The organism is Leifsonia sp. GW821-FHT13C05, assembly GCF_058806515.1.
In genome coordinates, this window is record NZ_JBXAPT010000004.1 from 123,606 (window position 1) to 145,042 (window position 21,437).

Annotated in this window: 23 protein-coding genes; 14 read left to right on the forward strand and 9 right to left on the reverse strand. The window is 70.5% G+C overall.

The window, feature by feature from the left end; translation table 11 throughout:
* Positions 1-5 precede the first annotated feature (5 nt).
* From paaZ to AC1ROC_RS12845, 4 genes are read right to left on the reverse strand one after another with little or no spacing between them, the layout of a single operon-like run.
* Positions 6-2,075 carry a phenylacetic acid degradation bifunctional protein PaaZ gene (paaZ, locus tag AC1ROC_RS12830; protein WP_085371278.1) on the reverse strand — a complete coding sequence of 690 codons (2,070 nt, stop codon included), beginning with the start codon at positions 2,073-2,075 and terminating at the stop codon, positions 6-8.
* Positions 2,072-3,046 (reverse strand): 3-hydroxyacyl-CoA dehydrogenase family protein, encoded by a 975-nt coding sequence (locus AC1ROC_RS12835; RefSeq protein WP_085371279.1) that lies wholly within the window; start codon positions 3,044-3,046, stop codon positions 2,072-2,074. The genes paaZ and AC1ROC_RS12835 overlap by 4 nt, the downstream gene beginning before the upstream one ends.
* The gene (locus AC1ROC_RS12840; protein WP_085371280.1) at positions 3,043-3,789 is read right to left on the reverse strand and encodes an enoyl-CoA hydratase/isomerase family protein; all 747 of its coding nucleotides are present in this window, start codon (positions 3,787-3,789) and stop codon (positions 3,043-3,045) included. Before AC1ROC_RS12840 ends, AC1ROC_RS12835 begins: the two co-directional genes overlap by 4 nt.
* A complete protein-coding gene (locus AC1ROC_RS12845; protein ID WP_085371281.1) occupies positions 3,786-4,970 on the reverse strand; it encodes a thiolase family protein in 1,185 nt (394 codons plus the stop codon). The genes AC1ROC_RS12840 and AC1ROC_RS12845 overlap by 4 nt, the downstream gene beginning before the upstream one ends.
* Positions 4,971-5,096: 126 nt before the next feature.
* On the opposite strand from AC1ROC_RS12845, the gene AC1ROC_RS12850 reads away from it, so the two are divergent.
* Entirely contained in the window at positions 5,097-5,495 is a 399-nt protein-coding gene (locus AC1ROC_RS12850) for a PaaI family thioesterase (protein WP_085371282.1), read from the forward strand.
* Positions 5,496-5,507: 12 nt separating this feature from the next.
* Here the strand turns inward: AC1ROC_RS12850 and AC1ROC_RS12855 are convergent, their stop codons facing one another.
* A complete protein-coding gene (locus tag AC1ROC_RS12855) occupies positions 5,508-5,936 on the reverse strand; it encodes an Lrp/AsnC family transcriptional regulator (RefSeq protein WP_085371283.1) in 429 nt (142 codons plus the stop codon).
* Between the two features lie 128 nt (positions 5,937-6,064).
* Between AC1ROC_RS12855 and pdhA the strand changes: the two genes are divergently transcribed.
* The 5 genes from pdhA to AC1ROC_RS12880 all read left to right on the forward strand — a co-directional run bounded on the left by pdhA (position 6,065) and on the right by AC1ROC_RS12880 (position 10,786).
* Positions 6,065-7,177: a pyruvate dehydrogenase (acetyl-transferring) E1 component subunit alpha gene (gene pdhA / locus AC1ROC_RS12860; protein ID WP_085371284.1), complete on the forward strand. Its 1,113-nt coding sequence runs from the start codon at positions 6,065-6,067 to the stop codon at positions 7,175-7,177.
* On the forward strand, positions 7,174-8,202 hold the full coding sequence (locus AC1ROC_RS12865; RefSeq protein WP_493000581.1) for an alpha-ketoacid dehydrogenase subunit beta: 1,029 nt from the start codon (positions 7,174-7,176) through the stop codon (positions 8,200-8,202). Before pdhA ends, AC1ROC_RS12865 begins: the two co-directional genes overlap by 4 nt.
* Positions 8,199-9,539: a dihydrolipoamide acetyltransferase family protein gene (locus AC1ROC_RS12870; RefSeq protein WP_493000583.1), complete on the forward strand. Its 1,341-nt coding sequence runs from the start codon at positions 8,199-8,201 to the stop codon at positions 9,537-9,539. The genes AC1ROC_RS12865 and AC1ROC_RS12870 overlap by 4 nt, the downstream gene beginning before the upstream one ends.
* A gap of 83 nt (positions 9,540-9,622) precedes the next feature.
* The gene (locus tag AC1ROC_RS12875) at positions 9,623-9,748 is read left to right on the forward strand and encodes a hypothetical protein (protein WP_281727766.1); all 126 of its coding nucleotides are present in this window, start codon (positions 9,623-9,625) and stop codon (positions 9,746-9,748) included.
* A gap of 60 nt (positions 9,749-9,808) precedes the next feature.
* The gene (locus AC1ROC_RS12880) at positions 9,809-10,786 is read left to right on the forward strand and encodes a DMT family transporter (protein ID WP_493000585.1); all 978 of its coding nucleotides are present in this window, start codon (positions 9,809-9,811) and stop codon (positions 10,784-10,786) included.
* On the opposite strand, the gene AC1ROC_RS12885 is transcribed toward AC1ROC_RS12880, so the two are convergent.
* Positions 10,770-11,321, reverse strand: coding sequence for a nitroreductase family protein (locus tag AC1ROC_RS12885; RefSeq protein WP_493000587.1), 552 nt, complete (start codon positions 11,319-11,321; stop codon positions 10,770-10,772). The two genes, AC1ROC_RS12880 and AC1ROC_RS12885, sit on opposite strands and share 17 nt — an antisense overlap.
* Entirely contained in the window at positions 11,318-11,725 is a 408-nt protein-coding gene (gene msrB / locus AC1ROC_RS12890) for a peptide-methionine (R)-S-oxide reductase MsrB (RefSeq protein WP_168689901.1), read from the reverse strand. Before msrB ends, AC1ROC_RS12885 begins: the two co-directional genes overlap by 4 nt.
* Positions 11,726-11,893: 168 nt before the next feature.
* Here msrB and AC1ROC_RS12895 point away from each other — a divergent pair, with 168 nt between their 5' ends.
* From AC1ROC_RS12895 to groL, 4 genes are all read left to right on the forward strand, one after another.
* Entirely contained in the window at positions 11,894-12,190 is a 297-nt protein-coding gene (locus AC1ROC_RS12895) for a DUF3263 domain-containing protein (RefSeq protein ID WP_143466008.1), read from the forward strand.
* A gap of 14 nt (positions 12,191-12,204) precedes the next feature.
* Positions 12,205-12,753 carry a LytR C-terminal domain-containing protein gene (locus AC1ROC_RS12900; protein WP_493000589.1) on the forward strand — a complete coding sequence of 183 codons (549 nt, stop codon included), beginning with the start codon at positions 12,205-12,207 and terminating at the stop codon, positions 12,751-12,753.
* Between the two features lie 174 nt (positions 12,754-12,927).
* Complete coding sequence (locus AC1ROC_RS12905) at positions 12,928-13,131, forward strand: cold-shock protein (protein ID WP_055895205.1); 204 nt, start codon at positions 12,928-12,930, stop codon at positions 13,129-13,131.
* 199 nt (positions 13,132-13,330) lie between these two features.
* Positions 13,331-14,950 (forward strand): chaperonin GroEL, encoded by a 1,620-nt coding sequence (gene groL / locus AC1ROC_RS12910; RefSeq protein ID WP_168689899.1) that lies wholly within the window; start codon positions 13,331-13,333, stop codon positions 14,948-14,950.
* 166 nt (positions 14,951-15,116) lie between these two features.
* Here the strand turns inward: groL and AC1ROC_RS12915 are convergent, their stop codons facing one another.
* Positions 15,117-16,805 carry a sensor histidine kinase gene (locus AC1ROC_RS12915; RefSeq protein WP_493000592.1) on the reverse strand — a complete coding sequence of 563 codons (1,689 nt, stop codon included), beginning with the start codon at positions 16,803-16,805 and terminating at the stop codon, positions 15,117-15,119.
* A gap of 53 nt (positions 16,806-16,858) precedes the next feature.
* A complete protein-coding gene (locus AC1ROC_RS12920; protein ID WP_055895214.1) occupies positions 16,859-17,551 on the reverse strand; it encodes a response regulator transcription factor in 693 nt (230 codons plus the stop codon).
* Positions 17,552-17,677: 126 nt separating this feature from the next.
* On the opposite strand from AC1ROC_RS12920, the gene AC1ROC_RS12925 reads away from it, so the two are divergent.
* Genes AC1ROC_RS12925 through AC1ROC_RS12940 form a run of 4 tightly spaced genes read left to right on the forward strand, consistent with a single transcriptional unit; the run spans position 17,678 to position 21,412 of the window.
* Entirely contained in the window at positions 17,678-18,904 is a 1,227-nt protein-coding gene (locus tag AC1ROC_RS12925; protein ID WP_493000594.1) for an NAD(P)/FAD-dependent oxidoreductase, read from the forward strand.
* 1 nt (position 18,905) lies between these two features.
* Positions 18,906-19,802, forward strand: coding sequence for a dihydropteroate synthase (gene folP, locus AC1ROC_RS12930; protein ID WP_493000596.1), 897 nt, complete (start codon positions 18,906-18,908; stop codon positions 19,800-19,802).
* Complete coding sequence (locus tag AC1ROC_RS12935; protein WP_085370739.1) at positions 19,795-20,550, forward strand: pyrimidine reductase family protein; 756 nt, start codon at positions 19,795-19,797, stop codon at positions 20,548-20,550. Before folP ends, AC1ROC_RS12935 begins: the two co-directional genes overlap by 8 nt.
* Positions 20,537-21,412: an aminoglycoside phosphotransferase family protein gene (locus AC1ROC_RS12940; RefSeq protein WP_493000599.1), complete on the forward strand. Its 876-nt coding sequence runs from the start codon at positions 20,537-20,539 to the stop codon at positions 21,410-21,412. The genes AC1ROC_RS12935 and AC1ROC_RS12940 overlap by 14 nt, the downstream gene beginning before the upstream one ends.
* The last annotated feature ends 25 nt before the right edge of the window (positions 21,413-21,437 follow it).

The window sequence follows — 21,437 nt, forward strand, 5'->3', positions numbered from 1 at the left end:
GGCGGCTACTCCTTCGCCACCAGCGTCAGCACGTCGTACGTCGCCACCGTCTCGTCGTGCTGGTTGTGGATGACAGCGTCCCAGCGCACCTCGCCGTATTCGTCGGTCTCGCGCGGGGTGATCTGCTTGGCCGTCAGGGTCACCCGGATGCTGTCGCCCGGCACCACCGGCGTGAGGAAGCGCAGGTTCTCCAGTCCGTAGTTCGCGAGCACCGGGCCGGGCGCCGGGTCGACGAACAGACCGGCCGCCCAGGACACGAGCAGGTAGCCGTGGGCCACCCTGCCGGGGAAGAACGGGTTGGCGGCCGCCGCCTCCTCGTCCATGTGCGCGTAGAACGTGTCGCCCGTGAACGTCGCGAACGTCTCGATGTCGTCGAGCGTCACCCGGCGGCTCTTCGACTCCACCTGGTCGCCGATGGTCAGGGTCGACAACGCCTTGCGGAACGGGTGCACCCCCTCTGCGCTCGCCGTCGCCCCCTGGTGCCACACACCGGTCACCGCGGTCAGCAGCTCGGGGGTGCCCTGGATCGCGGTGCGCTGCATGTGGTGCAGCACCGCCCGGATGCCGCCCAGCTCCTCGCCGCCTCCTGCCCGGCCCGGTCCGCCGTGCACGAGGTGCGGCATTGGGGAGCCGTGGCCGGTGGAGGTGCGCGCATCGTCGCGGTCGAGCAACAGCACGCGGCCGTTGGAGGCGGCGATCCCGCCCACCAGCTCGCGCGCGATGGCCGGATCGTGGGTCGCGACGCTGGTGACGAGCGAGCCTCCGCCGCGCGCGACCAGGCGCACGGCCTCCTCGGTGCTGTCGTAGCTCAGGATGCTCGCGACAGGGCCGAACGCCTCGACCGTGTGCACCGCATCCACGTCGGGGTCGGCGAAACGGAGCAGGAGAGGCGCGACGAACGCGCCGTCGTCCGCCGGTCCTGTCGTGCCGTCCGCACGCAGCACGTCGGGGGTCGCGAGGTCGCCGACGACGATCTCGCCGCCCGCGTCGACCAGCGTGCGCACCTGGCGCAGCACCTCGTCCCGCTGCGCGAGGGAGGCGAGCGGCCCCATCGTCACGCCGTCCGCGCGCGGGTCGCCGAGCACCACCCGCTGCCGGATGCGGTCCCGCACAGCGTCCACCAGGTCGCTGACCACCGCGGCCGGCACGATGGCGCGGCGGATCGCGGTGCACTTCTGGCCTGACTTCGCCGTCAGCTCGGTCACCAGCTGCTTCACGTACGCGTCGAACTCCGGCGTGCCCGCCCCGGCGTCCGCACCGAGCACCGACGCGTTGATCGAGTCCGTCTCGCTCGTGAACCGCACCCCACCGGTCTGCACGGAGTCGTGCGCCCGCAGCTTCTCCGCGGTCGACGCGGATCCCGTGAACGCGACGATGTCGCCGAGTCGCAGGTGCTCGAATAGGTCGGGGACGCCGCCCGACACCAGCTGCAGCGAACCGGCGGGCAGCAGCCCGGTCTCGTCCAGGATGCGCACCATCGCCTCAGCGACGTAGCCGGTCGGCGTCGCGGGCTTCACGACGGTCGGCACCCCGGCGAGGAACGCGGGCGCGAACTTCTCCAGCGCACCCCAGACCGGGAAGTTGAACGCGTTGATCTGCACGGCGACGCCCGGCAGCCGGGTGTAGATGTGCCTGGCGAGGAACGACCCGTCCGCCGAGAGCGACTCGACGGGACCGTCCAGGTAGACCTGACCGTTCGGCAGCTCGCGGCGTCCCTTCGACGAGAAGGTGAACAGCACGCCGATGCCGCCGTCGATGTCGATCCAGGAGTCTGCCTTCGTCGCGCCCGCCCTGCTCGACAGTGCGTACAGCTCGTCCTTCCGCACGGTCAACGCCTGGGCGAACTGCTTGAGCAGCACCGCCCGCTGATGGAAGGTGAGTTCGCCGAGCGATGCCTGCCCGACGGTGCGGGCGTAGTCGAGCACTCCGGCCAGGTCGAGCCCGGCGGTGCTCACCCGGGCGACGAGCTTGCCAGTGGATGCGTCGCGCACCTCCGCGGCGTCGGCGGCGTCCGCCTCGGCCGGCGTCCACCACCCGCCCATCACGTAGCTGGGCAGGATGTCGTGCTGGCTCATCGGTGAACCTCCGGTGTGGCTGTGGTGGGAGTGGTGGTTGTGGCTGTGGTGGTGGTGGTGGCGGTGGTGGCCGGCGTGGCGCTGGTGGGCGCGCCCTGCGCATCCGGCCAGTCGTAGAAGCCGCGCCCGGACTTCCGCCCGAGCCGCCCTTCCGCGACCATCGTGCGCAGCAGGTGCGGCGGCTCGAAGCGCGGGCCGAGGTGTTCGTGCAGGTACTCGGCGATGCCGAGCCGCACATCCAGACCGACCAGGTCGGTCAGCCGCAGCGGCCCGACCGGGTGCTTGTAGCCGAGGACCATCGCCGCGTCGATGTCGTCGGCGCTCGCGACGCCGTCTTCGAGCATCCGGATCGCCTCCAGCCCGAGCGCGACGCCGAGGCGCGACGAGGCGAAGCCAGGGGCGTCCGCGACGGTGATCGGCGTCTTGCCGATCGCGGAGACCCAGCCGTGGGCCGCCTCGACCACCTCGGGCAGCGTCGCGGAGCCGGTGACGACCTCGACGAGCGCAGACGCGGGAACGGGGTTGAAGAAGTGCATCCCGAGGAAGCGGCCGGGGGAGCGGAGGTCGGCGGCCAGCTCGTCGATGGAGATGGACGACGTGTTGCTGGCGAGCACGGCGCCGTCGGCGATGGCGCTCTCCGCCCGGAGCAGCGCGTCCGCTTTGAGTGACCGGTCCTCCGGCACCGCCTCGATCACCAGGCCGCAGTCGGCGAACCCGCCCACGTCGGTCGCGGTCACGAGCCGCGCCTCCAGGTCGTCGGCGCCGAGCGTGGTCGTGCCTCGCTGCACCGAGGCGTCGACGGCACTCCGGATGCGCGCCCGCGCGGCGTCGGCCGCCTCGCCGTCGCGCTCGACCACCGTCACGGTCGCACCCGCCAGCAGGAACGCGTGCGCGATTCCCGCGCCCATCCGTCCTCCGCCGAGCACGCCGACCCGCTCACGAACCCTCACCTGCTCGGGCACCCCGCTCATGCTCGCCGCCTCCGCTCCAGGAACGCCGTCATCCTGCGATGCTTCTCCGGTGACTCGAACAGCACCGCCTGTGCGTCCGCCTCCGCAGCCGGATGCTCGGAGCGCGGCGCGTGAAACACCGCCTTGGTGTAGCGCGTCGCCAGCCGGTCGTTGGCGGCGATGCGGTCGGCGAGCGCGTGCGCGGCAGGGAGCAGCGCATCCGGGTCGTGCAGTTCGGTGACGAGCCGTGCGGCCAGCGCCTCTTCGCCGTTCAGGATGCGTCCCGCCAGCACGATCTCCTTTGCCAGCGGTTCGCCGACCAGCTCGGCCAGCCGCCAGAGCGCACCGGCCGCGGCGATGATGCCGAGTCCGGTCTCCGGGTTGCCGATGCGCAGCCGGGGCGTTCCGATGCGGAAGTCGGCCGCGTACGCCAGCTCCGCCCCTCCGCCGAGCGCATAGCCGTCGAGCGCCGCGATCACCGGCAGCGGCAGCGCGGCGATTCTGCCGAACACCGTGGCGTTGATGAGGAGGCGCGCGTCGGCGGCCGTGCGCTCGCGCAGCTCGGCGATGTCTGCACCGGACGCGAACACGCCGTCTCCGCCGGTCACGATCAGGATGCGCGGCTCCGCCTCCAGGGCGGCGCACACCTCGTGCAGGTCGTCGACCATCCGCTGGTCGATCGCGTTCCTGGTCTCCGGCCGGTTCAGACGTACGACGACGCGGTCGTCCGCCTCCTCGAACAGGAGGGTGCGCATCCCGTTCATGCTGCCTCCACGATCATCGCCGCACCCTGCCCGACGCCCACGCACATCGTGGCGAGCCCGTACTGCGAGCCGTCCCGTTCCATCCGGCCGAGCAGCGTCACCAGCAGCCGCGAGCCGCTCGAACCGAGCGCGTGGCCGAGCGCGATGGCTCCGCCGTCGGCGTTGACGCGGTCCTCGTCGAGGCCCAGCCGCCGGATGCACGCGAGCGCCTGGCTCGCGAACGCCTCGTTCAGCTCGATGCTGCCCAGCTGCCCGAGCTCCAGGCCGGAGCGTTCGAGCGCCTTGTTCACCGCGGGCACCGGCCCGAGCCCCATGATCTCCGGAGCGACGCCGACGCTCGTGCCGACGATCACGCGCGCCCGCGGCGTGAGCCCGTAGCGGGCGACGGCGTCGGCGCTCGCCACGACGATCGCGGACGCCCCGTCGTTGAGCGGCGACGCGTTGCCGGCGGTGACCACCCTGCCGCCGGCCACCACCGGACGGAGCCCGGCCAGCGCATCCAGGGTCGTGTCGCGCCGGATGCTCTCGTCGGCCGTGACGGAGCCACGCGGCGTCTCCACCGGAACGATCTCGTCGGCGAACCGTCCGGCGTCCGTCGCCGCCGCCGCGCGCTGGTGGCTGCGCAGCGCGAACGCGTCGGCGTCCTCCCTGCTGATGCCGTCGATGCGCGCGACCTCCTCCGCCGTCTCCGGCATCGAGTACGTCGCCTTGTCGCGTTCGAGGAAGCGCGGGTTGGTGAACCGCCAGCCGATCGAGGTATCGAACTGCGGGCCCGGCTTGGCGAACGCGCGTTCCGGCTTGCCCTGCACCCACGGCGCCCTCGTCATCGACTCGACACCGCCCGCGACGACGATGTCCGCGTCGCCCGCCCGCACCGCCTGCGCCGCCATCGTGACCGCCGAGAGCCCGGATGCGCAGAGCCGGTTCACCGTGACGCCCGGCACCGCATCCGGCAGCCCGCCGAGCAGCGCGGCCATGCGGGCGACGTTGCGGTTGTCCTCTCCCGCCTGGTTGGCCGCCCCGAGGATCACCTCGTCGATGGTCTGCGGGTCGACGCCCGCGCGGCGCACCGCCTCGGCGACGACGAGGGCGGCCAGGTCGTCCGGGCGCACGCCGCTGAGGGCTCCGCCGTACCGTCCGACCGCCGTGCGGACTCCGCCGACCAGGTAGGCCTCGGTCATCGTGCTGCCCCGTCTTCCTGTCGTTCGCCATCGAGCGACGTCGGCCAGAATTACCGACCGAACGTTCAGGAAGTAATCTTTTCAGACACGGCCGCTCACCACAACTCCGCCGGTATGCTGTGGCGCATGAGCGACGGCGACTGGACCATCCACCTCGGCGAACTGGACGAGAAGATGGGCGTCCGCATCCTGGAGCAGTCGGCGGAGCGCGTGGTCGCCACGATGCCGGTGGAGGGCAACCGCCAGTCGTTCGGGCTGCTGCACGGCGGGGCCTCCGTCGCCTTCGCCGAGGCGCTCGGCTCCTGGGCGGCCGTCATCCACGCGGGTCCAGGACGCACCGCCGTCGGGGTCGACATCAACGCCACCCACCACCGTTCCGCCCGCAGCGGCCTGGTCACCGGCGTCGCCACGGCCATCCGGCTCGGCCGCACGGTCGCCTCGCACGAGATCGTCGTCACCGACGAGGACGGCAACCGCCTCTGCACCGCGAGGATCACCAACCTGATCCTGGACAAGCCGCAGTAACAATCAGCGCACTCAGCGCAGGTCGTGGTCCTCGAACACCAGCGACGTCTTCGTGTCCCGCACCGACGGGATCGCCGGCAGCTCCTCCAGCACCACCCTGCGCAGGTCTTCGTTGTCGCGCGCCCGCACGAGCAGGATCACGTCGAAGTCGCCGCCGACCAGGGCGAAGTGCTCCACCTCCGGGATGGCGCGCAGGGTGTCCCGCAGTTCGTGCCACGACGCCTGCTCCACCCGCATCGTCACGTACGCCGACGACGCGCGCCCGGAGAGCCGGGGGTCGACCTTCGCCGTGAACCCGGTGATCACGCCGTCTTCGATCAGCCGCGAGAGCCGGGTGTACGCGTTCGCGCGGGAGACGTGCGCCGCCTCGGCGACCGCGGTGATGGAGGCGCGGCCGTCGGCGCGGAGTGCGTCGAGGATCCGGGTGTCGATGTCGTCCATGTCTGTCAGACAGTTTGACACGCACATCGCCCATCTGCACCCGTTCGTCTCGAAAACGGCGGACATCTGGCGCAGCGAATCCAGCCGAGTCATTCTGAGAGACAGCGACGTCTTTCAAAGGAGAACGGATGCACGCCGACGACCTGCTGCCGCGCGCCACCCCGGTGCGGCTGATCGATCAGGATGGCTCGTCCCACGAGGACGACCAGTACCCCACCCCGTCCACCGAGCGGATGCTCGACGGCTACCGCAAGCTGGTCATCGGACGCCGGATCAACGACCAGGCCAACGCTCTGGTGCGCCAGGGCCGCCTGGCCGTCTATCCGTCGTCGCACGGCCAGGAGGCCTGCGAGGTCGCGGCGGCGATGGTGCTCGGCGACCAGGACTGGCTGTTCCCCACCTACCGTGACACCGTTGCGGTCATCACGCGCGGCGTCGACCCGTTCGACGCGTTCCTGCTGCTGCGCGGAGACTGGCACTCCGGCTACGACCCCCGCGAGCACAATGTCGCCCCGCAGGCCACCCCGCTCGCCACCCAGCTCCTGCACGCCGTCGGCTTCGCGCACGCGGCCAGGATGCGCGGGGAGGACACCGTCGTCCTCGCCATCTGCGGGGACGGCGCGACCAGCGAGGGCGACTTCCACGAGGCTCTGAACTTCGCCGCCGTCTTCCACCTGCCCGTCGTCTTCCTCGTGCAGAACAACGGCTACGCCATCTCCGTGCCGCTCAGCAGGCAGACCGCTGCACCGAGCATCGCGCACAAGGGCGTCGGCTACGGGATGCGCGGCCGCCAGGTCGACGGCAACGACCTCGCCGCCCTGCTCGCCGTCCTCGGCGAAGCCGTGGACGAGGCCCGCGACGGCGGGGGCCCGACGCTCGTGGAGGCGCTGACCTACCGCATCCAGTCGCACACCAACGCCGACGACGCCACCCGCTACCGCAGCGACGACGAGGTCACCCCGTGGCTCGCCCGCGATCCGCTGGTGCGGGTGCGCACCTGGCTGCGGGCGATGGATGCGCTGAGCGACGGAGACGAGGTCGAGCTGCAGGCCCACGCGGAGCGGGTCGCCAGCGACCTGCGCCAGGCGATCAACGCGGAGGCCGAACCGCACCCGGAGGACCTGTTCGCCCACGTCTACGCCCTGCAGACCCCGCAACTGAAGGAACAGGCAGCGCAGCTGGCCGACGAGCTCGCTCGCCAGCAGCAGGCAGGAAACGCAGACCAGGAGGCAGCCCGATGACGCTCATGCACGACGCCCCGGCCGACCACGGCACGGCTCCGGCCACGACCACGATGTCGATGGCCCAGGCCATCAACCGCGCGCTCGCCGACGCCCTGGACGCCGACCCGGCCGTCCTCGTCTTCGGCGAGGACGTCGGCGTGCTCGGCGGCGTCTTCCGCATCACCGACGGCCTCGCCGCCCGCTTCGGCGAGACCCGCTGCTTCGACACCCCGCTCGCGGAGGCCGGCATCGTCGGCACCGCCGTCGGCATGGCCATGAACGGGATGCGGCCGGTGGTCGAGATGCAGTTCGACGCGTTCGCGTACCCGGCGTTCGAGCAGATCGTCGACCACGTCGCCAAGATGGGCAACCGCACCAAGGGGGCCGTGCGGCTGCCGATGGTGATCCGCATCCCGTACGCGGGCGGCATCGGCGGCGTCGAGCACCACTCGGACTCGTCCGAGTCGTACTACGCCCACACGCCGGGGCTCACGGTGGTGTCGCCGGCCAACCCGCACGATGCGTACGGCCTGCTCCGCGCATCCATCGCCTCGCCGGACCCGGTGGTGTTCCTCGAACCGAAGAAGCTGTACTGGTCGACGGGCGAGGTCGACGTCACCGCGCCGCTTCCGCAGCTGGGCTCCGCGCGCATCGCCAGGGAGGGCACGGACGCCACGCTCATCGCATACGGCCCCAGCGTGCCGGTCGCGCTCGCCGCAGCCGAGGCGGCGGAGGAGGAGGGCCGCAGTCTGCAGGTGGTCGACCTGCGCAGCCTGGTGCCGTTCGACGACGAGACGGTGTGCGCCGCCGTACGGTCCACGGGTCGCGCCGTGGTGATCGCGGAGGCGCCCGGCTTCGCCAGTATGGCCAGCGAGATCGCCGCCCGCGTCTCGGAGCGCTGCTTCCATGTGCTCGAAGCCCCCGTGCGCCGGGTGACCGGTTTCGACACCCCGTTCGCCCCGCCGAAGCTCGAGAAGTTCTACCTGCCGGGCGTCGACCGCATCCTCGACGCGGTCGACGACCTGCAGTGGGAGGACGCATGAGCGCCCAGGTCTTCCGGCTGCCCGACCTCGGCGAAGGACTCACGGAGGCCGAGCTGGTCCGCTGGCTCGTCGCCGTCGGAGACGCGGTCGCCGTCGACCAGCCGATCGCCGAGGTGGAGACGGCCAAGTCGGTCGTGGAGGTGCCGTCGCCGTTCGGGGGTGTCGTCGCCGCGCTGCACGGGGAGGAGGGGGAGGCGCTCGCCGTCGGAGCCCCGCTGATCGAGGTCACGCAGCAGCAACCGGATGCGGTTCCCGCGCCCGACCCGGAGGCCACGGGAGGATCCACGGGAGGGTCCACCGGAGGATCCGGCAACGTCCTCGTCGGCTACGGCACCACCGAGCTGCGCCACTCCGGCCATCGCAGGGTGCGCCGCACGATCATGCCGTCGTCCACGCTGACACCCGCCAGGTCCGGGCCGGTGGCGGTCATCTCGCCGGTCGTTCGCACGCTCGCGCGCACGCACGGGATCGACCTGTCCACGGTGCGCCCGACGGGCGAGGGCGGCGTGATCACCCGCCGCGACGTGGAGGCGGCGTTCGCAGCGACCTCTCCCGCGGACACCCAACCGGCCACCGCAGCGCCTGCCACCGTCGCACCCGCCACCGCGGCACCCACCGTCGACCAGCGCACGGGCCTCGCGCTCCGCGCATCCACCCCGTTCTCGCTGTTCCGCCGCACCGTCGCCGCGAACATGACCCGCAGCAGGTCCGAGATCCCCGAGGCGACCGTGTGGGTCGACGTGGACGCCACCGAGCTCTGGGACGCGCGGCGCCGGCTGCGCTTCGGCGACCGCACCCCGTCCCTCCTGTCGTTCGTCGCCCGGTTCACGCTCGCGGCGCTCGCCCGGCGTCCCGAGCTGGCCGGGCGCGTCACCGCCGACGGCGCAGGGATCGACACCTTCGACGGCGTGAACCTCGGCTTCGCCGTCGACTCGCCGCGCGGGCTGGTGGTCCCGGTGGTCCGTCGCGCGGACAGAATGACCATCCGCGAGCTCGACGGCGCGTTCGACAGGCTCACCCGCGACGCCCGTGCAGGCTCCCTCGCCCCCGCTGAGCTGACAGGCTCGACCTTCACCATCAACAACTACGGCAGCCTCGGTGTCGACGGCAGCGCGGCGATCATCAACCACCCGGAGGTCGCGATCCTCGGCATCGGCCGGATGATCGAGCGTCCCTGGGTGGTCGACGGCGCCGTCGTGCCCCGCCGCATCGCCCAGCTCTCGCTGGTCTTCGACCACCGGGTGACCGACGGGGGAGTGGCGGCGGGGCTGCTGCGCGACATCGCGGACGCGATGGAGTCGCCGCTCGCCCTGCTCGCCGACGCCCCGCCCGCCTGAGACGGCGCCCGCCTGAGCACCCGCCCGCCCGAGCCACCGCCGCACCCCTTCGGCCCCCGGCCGACCGGGCGTACGCTGTCGCCATGACCGACAAGAAGCCGGAAGACGACGACTACGACCTCTCCATCGAGAAGGAGGTGGCGCCGGAGGAGAACATCCCCTGGCTGCCGCACCCGACCCCCGCGGACGGCGACGCGCCCGCCCCCTGACCCCGGTTCCCGGGAGGTGGAGGCGCGCACCGACGAGCCCGCTGCCTCTAGGCTTGATCGGTGAACGCTGACAGGAGACGGGCCTTCCCCGTGTGGCTGGCCATTGTCTTCGCCGTCGTCTGCGGAGCGGGTGTCGCCCTCCAGTCGCGCGTCAACGGCGAGCTGGGCGCGCGCATCGGCGACGGCTTCACCGCCGCCGTCATCTCGTTCGGCTCCGGCCTGCTCATCCTGCTCGTCGCGCTCGCCGTGGCTCCTGCCGGTCGACGGGGCCTCGGCAGGGTGCTGCGCGCCCTGCGCGGCCGGGAGCTGCGCTGGTGGTACGTCTGCGGAGGCGCGGCCGGCGCCTTCCTCGTGCTGTCGCAGGGGCTCACCGCCGCCGTACTCGGCGTCGCCCTGTTCACCGTCTCCATCGTCGCCGGGCAGACGGTGAGCGGGCTCGTCCTCGACAGGATCGGGATCGGCGCAGGCGGCAAGCGTGCACTCACGCCCGCGCGAGTCGTCGGGGCCGCGCTCGCCCTCGTCGCCGTCACCTGGGCCGTCTCGTCCCAGTTCGGCAGCGGCGTCCCGGTCTGGATGATGGCGCTCCCGCTGATCGCCGGACTCGGCATCGGCTGGCAGCAGGCCGTGAATGGGCAGGTCCGCGTGGTCGCGGAGAGCGCCTTGACGGCCACGTTCATCAACTTCGTCGTCGGCACGACGGTCCTGCTCGTGCTGATGGTCGTCCACTCGTCCATCGTCGGCTGGCCGACAGCGCTGCCGACGGAGCCCTGGCTCTACGTCGGCGGCGCGATCGGCTGCATCTTCATCGCGGGGGCCGCGCTGCTCGTCCGGGTGCTCGGCGTGCTGGTGCTCGGTCTCGCCACCGTTGCCGGCCAGCTGCTGACCGCGCTCCTGCTCGACCTGCTGGCGCCGAGCGCCGCGCATCCCGTGGCGCTGTCGACGGTGGCCGGCACCGTGCTGGCGCTCGTCGCGGTTGCCGTGGCGAGCATCCGGTGGGGGACCCCGGCCGGGCGCGGGGACGCTACGAAAGCGTCGTGAGGTAGCGCTCGGGGTCGACCGCCTTGCGGTGGCTCTCCTTGGAACCGTCCGGGATTCCGCCGACGTAGAGCCAGCCGAGCAGCCGCTCGTTCTTCTTCAGGCCGTGCATCGCGTGGACGGCCTTCGACCTGGTGTGGTGACCGGTGCGCCAGATCACGCCCCAGCCCGCATCGTGCAGCAGCAGGCTCAGGATGTGCGCGACGCCGGATGCCACGGCGTCCTGTTCCCAGCCCGGCACCTTGCCACTTGTGCTGCGCACGGCGACGATCGCAAGCAACAGCGAGGCGCGGTGCGTCTTCGCGACGAGCTTCTCCGCGTCTTTGCCCGAGACGCGTGCGTCCTTCGCGAACGCGGCGCCGAGGCGGTCGCGGGCCTCCCCGCGCAGCTCGATCACGCGCCACGGGTGCAGGGCGCTGTGGTCGGCGACCCGGCCGGCAGCCGCCACCAGGGGCAGCAGCTCCTCGTGGGTCGGCGCCGCCTCGGTCACCCGCGAGTACGAGCGACGGGAGGCGACGGCGTCGACCAGGTCTGTCACGCCTGCTCGCCCTCGGTGAAGTTGAGGGACAGCGAGTTCATGCAGTACCGGTCGCCGGTCGGGGTGCCGAAGCCGTCGTCGAAGACGTGTCCGAGGTGCGAGCCGCAGGTGGCGCAGCGGACCTCGGTGCGCACCATCCCGAGGCTGTTGTCCTCGAGCAGCTGCACGGCGTCCGGGCGAACGGACTCGTAGAAGCTGGGCCAGCCGCATCCGGAGTCGAACTTGGTGCCCGACTTGAACAGCTCGGCTCCGCAGGCGGCACAGGTGTAGAGACCGGCGCGGCTCTCGTCGAGCAGTTCGCCTGTCCACGGCCGCTCTGTTCCCGCCTCACGCAGCACGGCGTACTGCTCCGGGCTGAGCTCCTTGCGCCACTCGTCTTCGCTCTTGGCGACGTCGTACTCCATGCGTGTTCCTTTCGTCGTTTCTCCACACTAAACGGAGGAGAGGGCGCGGCTGTTCCCTGTTTCGTCCCGAGAACCGCCGCGCGCCGAAAGGCCAACACACAGAAACCCGCAAATAGGATGAACCGCGAACGCAGGAGCGGCGGCACGACCGACAGGCATGAAGGGATCATGGTGGCGAACGCGGCAGACGACCGGGCATCCATTCAGCGCCCAGACGGCCTGAGCGAGCGGGACGTCGCGATCCTCGCGTTCGAGCGGCAGTGGTGGCGGCATGCCGGCGCCAAGGAGCAGGCCATCCGTGAGGAGTTCGGCCTGTCGGCGGCGCGGTACTATCAGCTGCTCGGTGCGCTGATCGACCAGCCAGCCGCTCTGCAGCACGACCCCATGCTCGTCAAGCGCCTGCTCAGACTGCGCGAGGCGAGAATGGCCGCCAGAAGCTCCCGGACGCTCGCGTCCGACGACTGAGGACCACCGACACGATGGCAGAGAAGTACCCCAAAGACCGTTTCGACGCGATTCCGGACGACCTGAACCGCGTCGGCGCGCACCGCGCGCCCCGCGCAAAAGGGCGCGGCTGGATCGGCTTCGGCTGGGCGGCGCTCGCCACCATCGTGCTGATCGGCGCTGGAGTCTTTGGGCTCTCGCTCATCAACGGCAGCATCTCCTTCCACGGCACGCCGGGCACCAGCTCGGCCTCCAAGACGCCGACGCCGTCTCCGACGCCGACCATCGTGCCGACGATCGATCCTGCACTCACGGTGAACGTGCTCAACGGCACCACGACTCCGGACCTCGCTGCCGCAGCCCGGACCAAGCTCACCGCGGCCGGCATCAAGGTGGGCGCGCTCGCCAACGCGGACAAGACCGACCTGACGCAGACCGTCGTCTACTACTCCGACCCGAAGAACGCGGGGGCGGCGCTCGGTGTCGCCCAGGCGCTGCCGGGAGCCACCACCGCCGAGACCCAGGACTACGCGGACACTGGCGCCGATATCACAGTCGTGCTGGGAAGCAACTTCACCGGCTGACGATTTCGGTCCGTCCCGTATTGTTTCGGGCGTGTTTAACTTCTGACGGTTTCCGGTCATTTCCCGTCTTTTTGCCGAAATAGCTGGTGTTTACGTGCATTGAAAGCATTAGTATCTGGATTCAACGCGCCGGTGATGGGCCGTCGCTACGAAACACAGCAATAGGAGTTATGCATGGCGAACGGAACCGTGAAGTGGTTCAACGCTGAAAAGGGCTACGGATTCATCACCGTCGACGACGGGGGACAGGACGTGTTCGTCCACTACTCCGCCATTGACATGAACGGCTACAAGGTCCTCGAAGAGGGTCAGCAGGTCGTGTTCGAAGTCGGCAGCGGACAGAAGGGCCCGCAGGCTGAGTCGGTGCGTCCGGCGTAGCACGCAGCAACCAACCTGGCGGAGCGTCGTCCCTGAAGGGGCGGCGCTCTCCTGTTTAACTCCTCTCTCCGTGTCTGCTGTCGGCGGACTCACCTTGCACTCGGCTGCCCCGAGTGCCAGAATCGCTTTAGCACTCCATCTGATCGAGTGCTAACCGTTCGCATCTTTCGCAGACGTCCGGGAGGGACGAGAAACAACCATGGCAAAGATCATTGCTTTCGACGAGGACGCCCGCCGCGGCCTTGAGCGCGGCCTCAACATCCTGGCCGACACCGTCAAGGTGACGCTGGGCCCGCGTGGCCGCAACGTCGTTCTCGAGAAGAAGTGGGGCGCCCCCACGATCACCAACGACGGCGTTTCCATCGCGAAGGAGATCGAGCTCGACGACCCGTTCGAGAAGATCGGCGCGGAGCTCGTCAAGGAGGTCGCCAAGAAGACCGACGACGTCGCCGGTGACGGAACCACCACCGCGACCGTTCTCGCTCAGGCGCTCGTCAAGGAAGGCCTCCGCAACGTGGCCGCCGGCGCAGACCCCATCACCCTGAAGCGTGGCATCGAGAAGGCCGTCAAGGCCGTCACCGAGGAGCTCATCGCGAGCGCCAAGGAGGTCGAGACCAAGGAGGAGATCGCTGCAACCGCATCCATCTCCGCCGGAGACACCACCATCGGCGACATCATCGCCGAGGCGATCGACAAGGTCGGCAAGGAGGGCGTCGTCACCGTCGAGGAGTCGAACACCTTCGGCACCGAGCTCGAGCTGACCGAGGGCATGCGCTTCGACAAGGGCTACCTGTCGCAGTACTTCGTCACCGACCAGGACCGCCAGGAGGCGGTGTTCGAAGACCCGTACATCCTCATCGCCAACCAGAAGATCTCCAACATCAAGGATCTGCTGCCGATCGTCGACAAGGTGATCCAGGCCAACAAGCAGCTCCTGATCATCGCGGAGGACGTCGACGGCGAGGCCCTGGCCACGCTGATCGTCAACAAGATCCGCGGCATCTTCAAGTCGGTCGCCGTCAAGGCTCCCGGCTTCGGCGACCGCCGCAAGGCGCAGCTGCAGGACATCGCCATCCTCACCGGTGGCCAGGTCATCTCCGAGGAGGTCGGCCTCAAGCTCGAGAACGTCACCCTCGACCTGCTCGGTCAGGCACGCAAGGTCGTCATCACCAAGGATGAGACCACCATCGTCGAGGGCGCGGGCGACCCCGAGGCCATCGCGGGACGCGTCGCTCAGATCCGCAACGAGATCGACAACACCGACAGCGACTACGACCGTGAGAAGCTGCAGGAGCGCCTGGCGAAGCTCGCCGGCGGTGTCGCGGTCATCAAGGCCGGAGCCGCGACCGAGGTCGAGCTCAAGGAGCGCAAGCACCGCATCGAGGACGCCGTCCGCAACGCGAAGGCAGCCGTCGAAGAGGGCATCGTCGCCGGTGGTGGCGTCGCCCTCATCCAGGCGGGCAAGACCGCTTTCGAGAAGCTCGAGCTCACGGGTGACGAGGCCACCGGCGCGAACATCGTCAAGGTCGCCATCGAGGCTCCGCTCAAGCAGATCGCCATCAACGCAGGCCTCGAGGCCGGCGTCGTGGTCGAGAAGGTCCGCAACCTCCCGGTCGGACACGGCCTCAACGCCGCGACCGGCGAGTACGTCGACATGCTGGCCACCGGCATCAACGACCCGGTGAAGGTCACCCGCTCGGCCCTGCAGAACGCAGCGTCGATCGCCGGCCTGTTCCTCACCACCGAGGCCGTCGTCGCCGACAAGCCGGAGAAGAACCCGGCCCCGGCCGGCGACCCCACCGGCGGCATGGACTTCTAAGTCCTACCCAGCACCACGAAGAGGGCGTCTCCCGCACGGGAGGCGCCCTCTTTCGTCGTATCCGTCGTGTCCGTCATATCCGTCGTGCCCGGCGCATCCATCGGCGAGATACCACGAACTGTCGCGAAACGCCCGGGATGCGGTGCAGTTACTGGTATATCGCGGATCAGGCCGCGGTCTCCGCGAGCGGGAGGGAGACGCGGAAGGTGGCGCCGCCGCCGTCCGTCTCGACGACCTCGACGGTGCCGCGGTGGGCGGCGACGATCGAGGAGACGATGGCGAGGCCGAGGCCGCTGCCGCCGGTCTCGCGGGCGCGGGACGTGTCTGCGCGCCAGAAGCGCTGGAAGATCTTCTCGCGGATCTGCGGCGGGATGCCGTCGCCGTGGTCGCGCACCTCCAGGATCGCGCGACCGGTGAGGTGGTTCACCTGCACCATGATCTCGATCGGGGTGCCCTCCGCGGTGTATCGCAGCGCGTTGCCCATCAAGTTGGTGACCACCTGGCGCAGCTTGTTCTCCTCCGCCAGCACGATGGCGGGCTCAGCCGGAACGGGCTGGTGCAGCACCACCTTCTCCGCGGTGGTGACGGGCATCGGCTCTGTGCTGCCCGGCCGGCGGGAGCGGCCGCGGCGCAGCCGCGCGAGCGTCGCGCCCGCGAACGCGATCGGTCCCGTGGCGTTGCTGACGCGCGCCGCCTGGTCCTGGATGGGCATCGGGACCGTGTCGACGCCCGGTTCTTCCGGACCGAACTCGGGGGCGGCGATCGGGTCGGGGGTGATGACGGTGACGACACGGCCGGGGGCGCCGGCCATCGCATCCATTGCCGCGTCCTGGGCGATGCGCACCAGGTCGACGGGATGCAGGTCGAGCGGCTTGGTCTCGTCGAGTCGGGCGAGTTCGAGCAGGTCCTCCACCAGGCCGCCCATCCGGATGGCCTCCTTCTCGATCCTGTCCATCGCCTGCGCGACGTCCTCGGGGGTCTGCAGGGCGCCCATCCGGTACAGCTCTGCGTAGCCGCGCACGGAGACGAGCGGGGTGCGCAGCTCGTGGCTGGCGTCCCCGACGAAGCGGCGCATCTGCTCGATGGTTCTCGCGCGGTCGTTGAACGCGCGGTCGATGCGGTTCAGCATCGTGTTGAGGGACCGGTTGAGGCGGCCGACCTCGGTGTTCGGGGTGGCGCCGCCGAGGCGCTGGCTGAAGTCGCCGTCCGCGATGGCCGCCGCCGTCTGCTCCACCTCCCGCAGCGGGGAGAACGTCGTGGTCACGAGCATCCTGGTGAGGCCGGCGCCGACGATGATGACGATCACGCCGAAGCCGAGGAAGATCGCGAGGAAGCTCGCCATCACGGTGTCGATCTGCGAGGTGGTCGTCGCGACGATGGCCGTGCCGAGCGCGCCGGGCGGGTTGGTCAGCGTGACCGTCGTGGCCAGCGCGCGGTATGCGGTGTGGCCGTCATTGCTGAGCAGCGGATAGCCGCCGGAGGGGAGGAGCTTGCTCTCCGGCACCGTCAGCGACTTGGGGACGGCGGGCCGGTGGGCCTCCGGGATGTTGGACCAGTTGGTCCTCACCAGGTTGCCGTCCGCGTCGTAGAGCGCGGCGAAGTAGTCGGACGGGCTGGCGTCCGTCGCGATCTTCTCGCTGTCGGCCGAGGTGCCGTAGAGGTAGGTGTTGAGGTAGCTGCCGCCGGACGCGGCGGACAGCTGAGCATCCAGCTGGTCGAGCAGCACGGGCTTCAGCATCGACATGGTGCCGATGCCCGTCACGAGCAGGCCGAGGGTCAGCATCAGCACGGTCACGCCGGTGATCTTGGTGCGCAGGGAGATCGCGTTCCATCGATCGAGTAAGCGTGTGTGCATGAGGCCGCCAGTTTACGCAGCCGAAGCTGTGCCAGGCATGTGGAGGAGCCTGGTCAGACCTTCGCGGCCTTCAGCATGTAGCCGAACCCGCGCTTGGTCTGGATGAGCGGCTCGCTGGAGTGCGCATCCACCTTGCGGCGCAGGTAGGAGATGTAGGACTCGACGATGCCGGCGTCGCCGTTGAAGTCGTACTCCCAGACGTGGTCGAGGATCTGCGCCTTCGACAGCACGCGGTTGGGGTTGAGCATGAGGTAGCGCAGCAGCTTGAACTCGGTGGGGCTGAGCTCGATGGCGGTGTCGCCGACGAAGACCTCGTGGGTGTCTTGGTCCATCGTCAGCTCGCCGGCGCGGATGACCGCGTCTTCATCCGCCTGCATCGTGCGGCGCAGGATGGCCTTGATGCGGGCGACGATCTCGTCGAGGCTGAACGGCTTGGTGACGTAGTCGTCGCCGCCGACGGTGAGGCCGGTGATCTTGTCTTCCGTGTCGTCCTTGGCCGTCAGGAACAGGATGGGCGCGGTGTACCCGGCGCCGCGGAGGCGCTTGGTGACGCCGAAGCCGTTCATGTCGGGGAGCATCACGTCGAGGATGATGAGGTCTGGTTCCTCTTCGAGGACCGCGGAGATGGCCTGCGCGCCGTTGCCGACCGCGCGCACGGCGAACCCTGCGAAGCGGAGGCTGGTGGTGAGCAGGTCGCGGATGTTGGGCTCGTCGTCGACGATCAGGATGCGAGGTCCGGCGTTCATGGCTCCTAGTATCTGCGCGTTGGCTGAATCCTGCCTGTGAGCGCTCGGTGTGGGATTGGTGTGAGGGTCTGGCGGGTGCCGAGGGAACAGTGGATGCTGGGAACAGCCGTCGCGAGGAGGATCCCCATGTCGAAGCCCACCGTCGTCATCGCCGGAGCAGGACTGGCCGGAGCCACCGTCGCCACCGAGTTGCGCGAGCGCGGATTCGACGGCCGCATCCTGCTGTTCGGCGCGGAGGCGCACCACCCGTACATCCGGCCGCCGCTGTCGAAGGAGTACCTGAAGGGCGACGCGGAACGCTCGGAGGGGGACGTGCATCCGGAGGGGTGGTACGCGGAGAACGACGTCGAGTTCCTGCCGGAGACCACCGCGAACTCGTTCGATGCGGCTGCGCACGAGCTGTTCCTCGACGGAGGGGCGAGGATCACGTTCGACAGCCTGGTGATCGCGACCGGCGCGAGCCCGCGGAGACTGAGCGTGCCCGGTGCAGGGCACGGGGCGGTGTTCACGCTGCGGACGGTCGAGGACAGCGAGTGGCTGCGCTCCGCGCTCGAGGTGGGAGGCCGCCGCGTGGTCATCGTCGGCTCCGGCTGGATCGGCCTCGAGGTCGCCGCGGCGGCGCGCGGGTACGGGAACGACGTGACCGTGGTCGGCAGCTCCGCCGTGCCGCTCAGTTCCGCGATCGGCCCCGAGCTCGGCCGCGTGTTCGAGCGGCTGCACACCGACAACGGCGTCTCGTTCCGCAATGCGGCATCGGTGGTCGCGATCGACGGAGCGGACGACGGACCCCGCGAGGTGGTCACCGGCACCGGGGAGCGCATCCCGGCCGACCTGGTGGTCGTCGGTGTCGGCGCGGTGCCCAACACCGCCATCGCCGAGCGGTCCGGCCTCACCGTCGACAACGGCATCCCGGTCGACCAGGGGATGCGCACGGCGGCGGAGGACGTCTTCGCGGCCGGTGACGTGGCCAACCCGTTCCTCCCCGTCATCGGCCGGCACCTCCGGAACGAGCACTGGGCGAACGCCATCGCCGGCGGCACCGTCGCGGCGCGCAGCGTGCTCGGCGAGGCGGCGAGCTACGACGACATCCCGTACTTCTACTCCGACCAATACGATCTGGGGATGGAGTATTCGGGATACGGCCCACTGGCCGCCGACGCCAGGGTCGTCTACCGCGGAGACGTCGACCGGCGCGAGTTCGTCGCGTTCTGGCTGCGCAACGAACGTGTGGTGGCCGGGATGAACGTCAACGTCTGGGATGTGAACGACCAGGTGCAGCGTCTGATCCGCTCCGGCGAGCGCGTCGACGCCGCACGCCTCACCGACGAGAGCGTGGACCTTGCCACGCTCTGAGATGTATCTGCCCCCGCTCCGCATCCCCGTCCGCACCATCGGCGCCCGCACCTTCGATTTCTCCCGCCGCGTCGCGGTGATGGCCGTCGTCAACCGCACACCGGACTCGTTCTTCGACCGGGGGAGGACCTTCGCCCTCGACAAGGCCGTGCAGGCCAGCTTCCGCGCTGTCGAGCTGGGCGCGGACTGGGTGGACATCGGCGGCGTCCCGTTCGCCCCGGGCGACCCCATCCCGGTGGAGGCGGAGGCCGACAGGGTGGTGCCGGTGGTGGCCGAGCTGCGGGCGGGGTCGGACGTGGTCATCTCCGTGGACACCTTCCACGCCGAGGTGGCCCGCCGCGCCATCGCAGCGGGCGCGACCGTCGTGAACGACACGACCGGCCTCAGCGACCCGCGCCTGGTGTCCGTGGTCGCCGACAGCGACGCCACGCTGGTCATCACCCACAGTCTCGCCGCACCGCGCACGTTCTACCCCCGGCCGCACTACGACGACATCGCCGCCGAGGTCGCCGCCTTCCTGCTCGGCAGGGTGGAGGTCGCGCTCGCCGCGGGCATCCCGGAGGATCGGATCATCGTCGACCCGGGGCACGACCTCAACAAGAACACGCTGCACTCGCTGGAGCTCACCAGGAGGCTCAGCGAGATCGCCGATCTCGGATATCCGACCCTCGCCGCCGTCTCCAACAAGGACTTCATCGGGGAGACCCTGGATGCGCCGCGCGATGCCCGCCTGGAGGGCTCCCTCGCCGCTGCGGTCGTCTCCATCGTCAACGGGGCCAGGATCATCCGGATGCACGACGTGGGCGCCTCCGTCGCCGCTGCGCGCATGACGGAGGCCATCCTCGGGCTGCGCGAGCCCGCATACCTGACGCACAACATGGGAGACGTGAATGAGTGACGCAGCCATCGCCAAGGTCTATCCGCTGCCCGCGGCGGAAGGACTCGGAGACGACGATCTCGCCGCCCTCTACAGCGATGGTGTCGGCGACGAGCCGTGGCTGCGCGTCAACTTCGTCAGCAGCGTGGACGGCGCCGCGACGCACCAGGGCCTGTCCGGCGGGCTCTCCGACGAGGCGGACAAGCGCGTGTTCGGCATCCTGCGCCGCCTCTGCGACGTGGTGGTCGTCGGAGCGGGCACCGTGCGCGCGGAGGGATACGCGGCGATGCGGGTGGGCGCGGTCTCCGAGCGCTGGCGGGTGGCGCACGGGCTGAGCGCGCATCCGGTCTTCGCCATCGTCTCGGCGAGCCTCGACCTCGACCCGGCGAGCCCGATCTTCCAGGATGCGCCGGTGCGCCCGATCGTGCTCACCACCGAGATCGCCAGACACGACACCCGCGAAGCGCTGTCGGAGGTGGCGGACGTGGTGGTCTGCGGCCGCCAGCGCGTCGAGGTGGATGCGCTGGTGCGGGTGCTCGCGGAGCGCGGCCTCGGCCGCATCCACTGCGAGGGCGGTCCGCACCTATTCGGCGACCTGATCGCATCCGGGGAGCTGGACGAGTTGTGCCTCACGATCAGCCCACGGCTGGAGGCGGGGGTGGCGACCCGCATCGCCTCCGGGGCGTCGCCGATCGTGCCGGTCGGCCTGAAGCTCGCCCACACGCTCGTCTCCGGCGACACGCTCCTGCTGCGCTATGTCAGGCGCTGAGCCGCCCGCCGTGGACGCCGCCCTCGCGCGGCGGCTGATCGACAGCCAGTTCCCCGCGTGGGCCGCCCTGCCCATCCGGCCGGTGGAGCTGGACGGCTGGGACAACCGCACCTTCCGGCTGGGGGACGCGCTGAGCATCCGGATGCCGAGCGGCCCGTGGTACGCGGAGCAGGTGGCCAAGGAGCAGCAGTGGCTCCCGCGCCTCGCGCCGCTGCTGCCGCTGCCCATCCCGGTGCCGGTCGCTGCGGGCGAGCCGGAGTTCGGCTACCCGTACCGGTGGTCGGTCTACCGCTGGCTCGACGGACGCCCGGCGGCGCTCGACGGCATCGGCGACCCGGTGGCGTTCGCGGAGGCGGTCGGATCGTTCCTGGTGGCGCTGCGGTCGTGCCCGTCCGACGGGGCACCGCGCCCGGGCCGCCACAACTTCTTCCGCGGAGACCCGCCAGCGGTCTACGGCGACGAGACCCGCGCCGCCATCGCCGCGCTCGCCGCCGCCGGCGACCCGATCGACGCTGCGGCGGCCGCCCGCGTCTGGGCGGAGGCCGAAGACGCCACCTGGCACGGCGACCCGGTGTGGTTCCATGGCGACATCGCGGTCGGCAACCTGCTGATGCGCGACGGCGCCCTGGCGGCGGTGATCGACTTCGGCACTTCGGGCGTCGGCGACCCGGCGTGCGACCTGGCGCTGGCCTGGACGACGCTGGATGGCGAGGCGAGGGATGCGTACCGGCGGGTGCTGGGCGTCGACGACGCGATGTGGGCGCGCGGGAAAGGCTGGGCGCTGTGGAAGGCGCTGATCACGCTGCGCGACGACCCTCGGGATGCGGGGGCGCGGGGGACCGTGGGGCGGGTGCTGGCGTGAGCCGCCCTACCGCCCCTGCACCCGG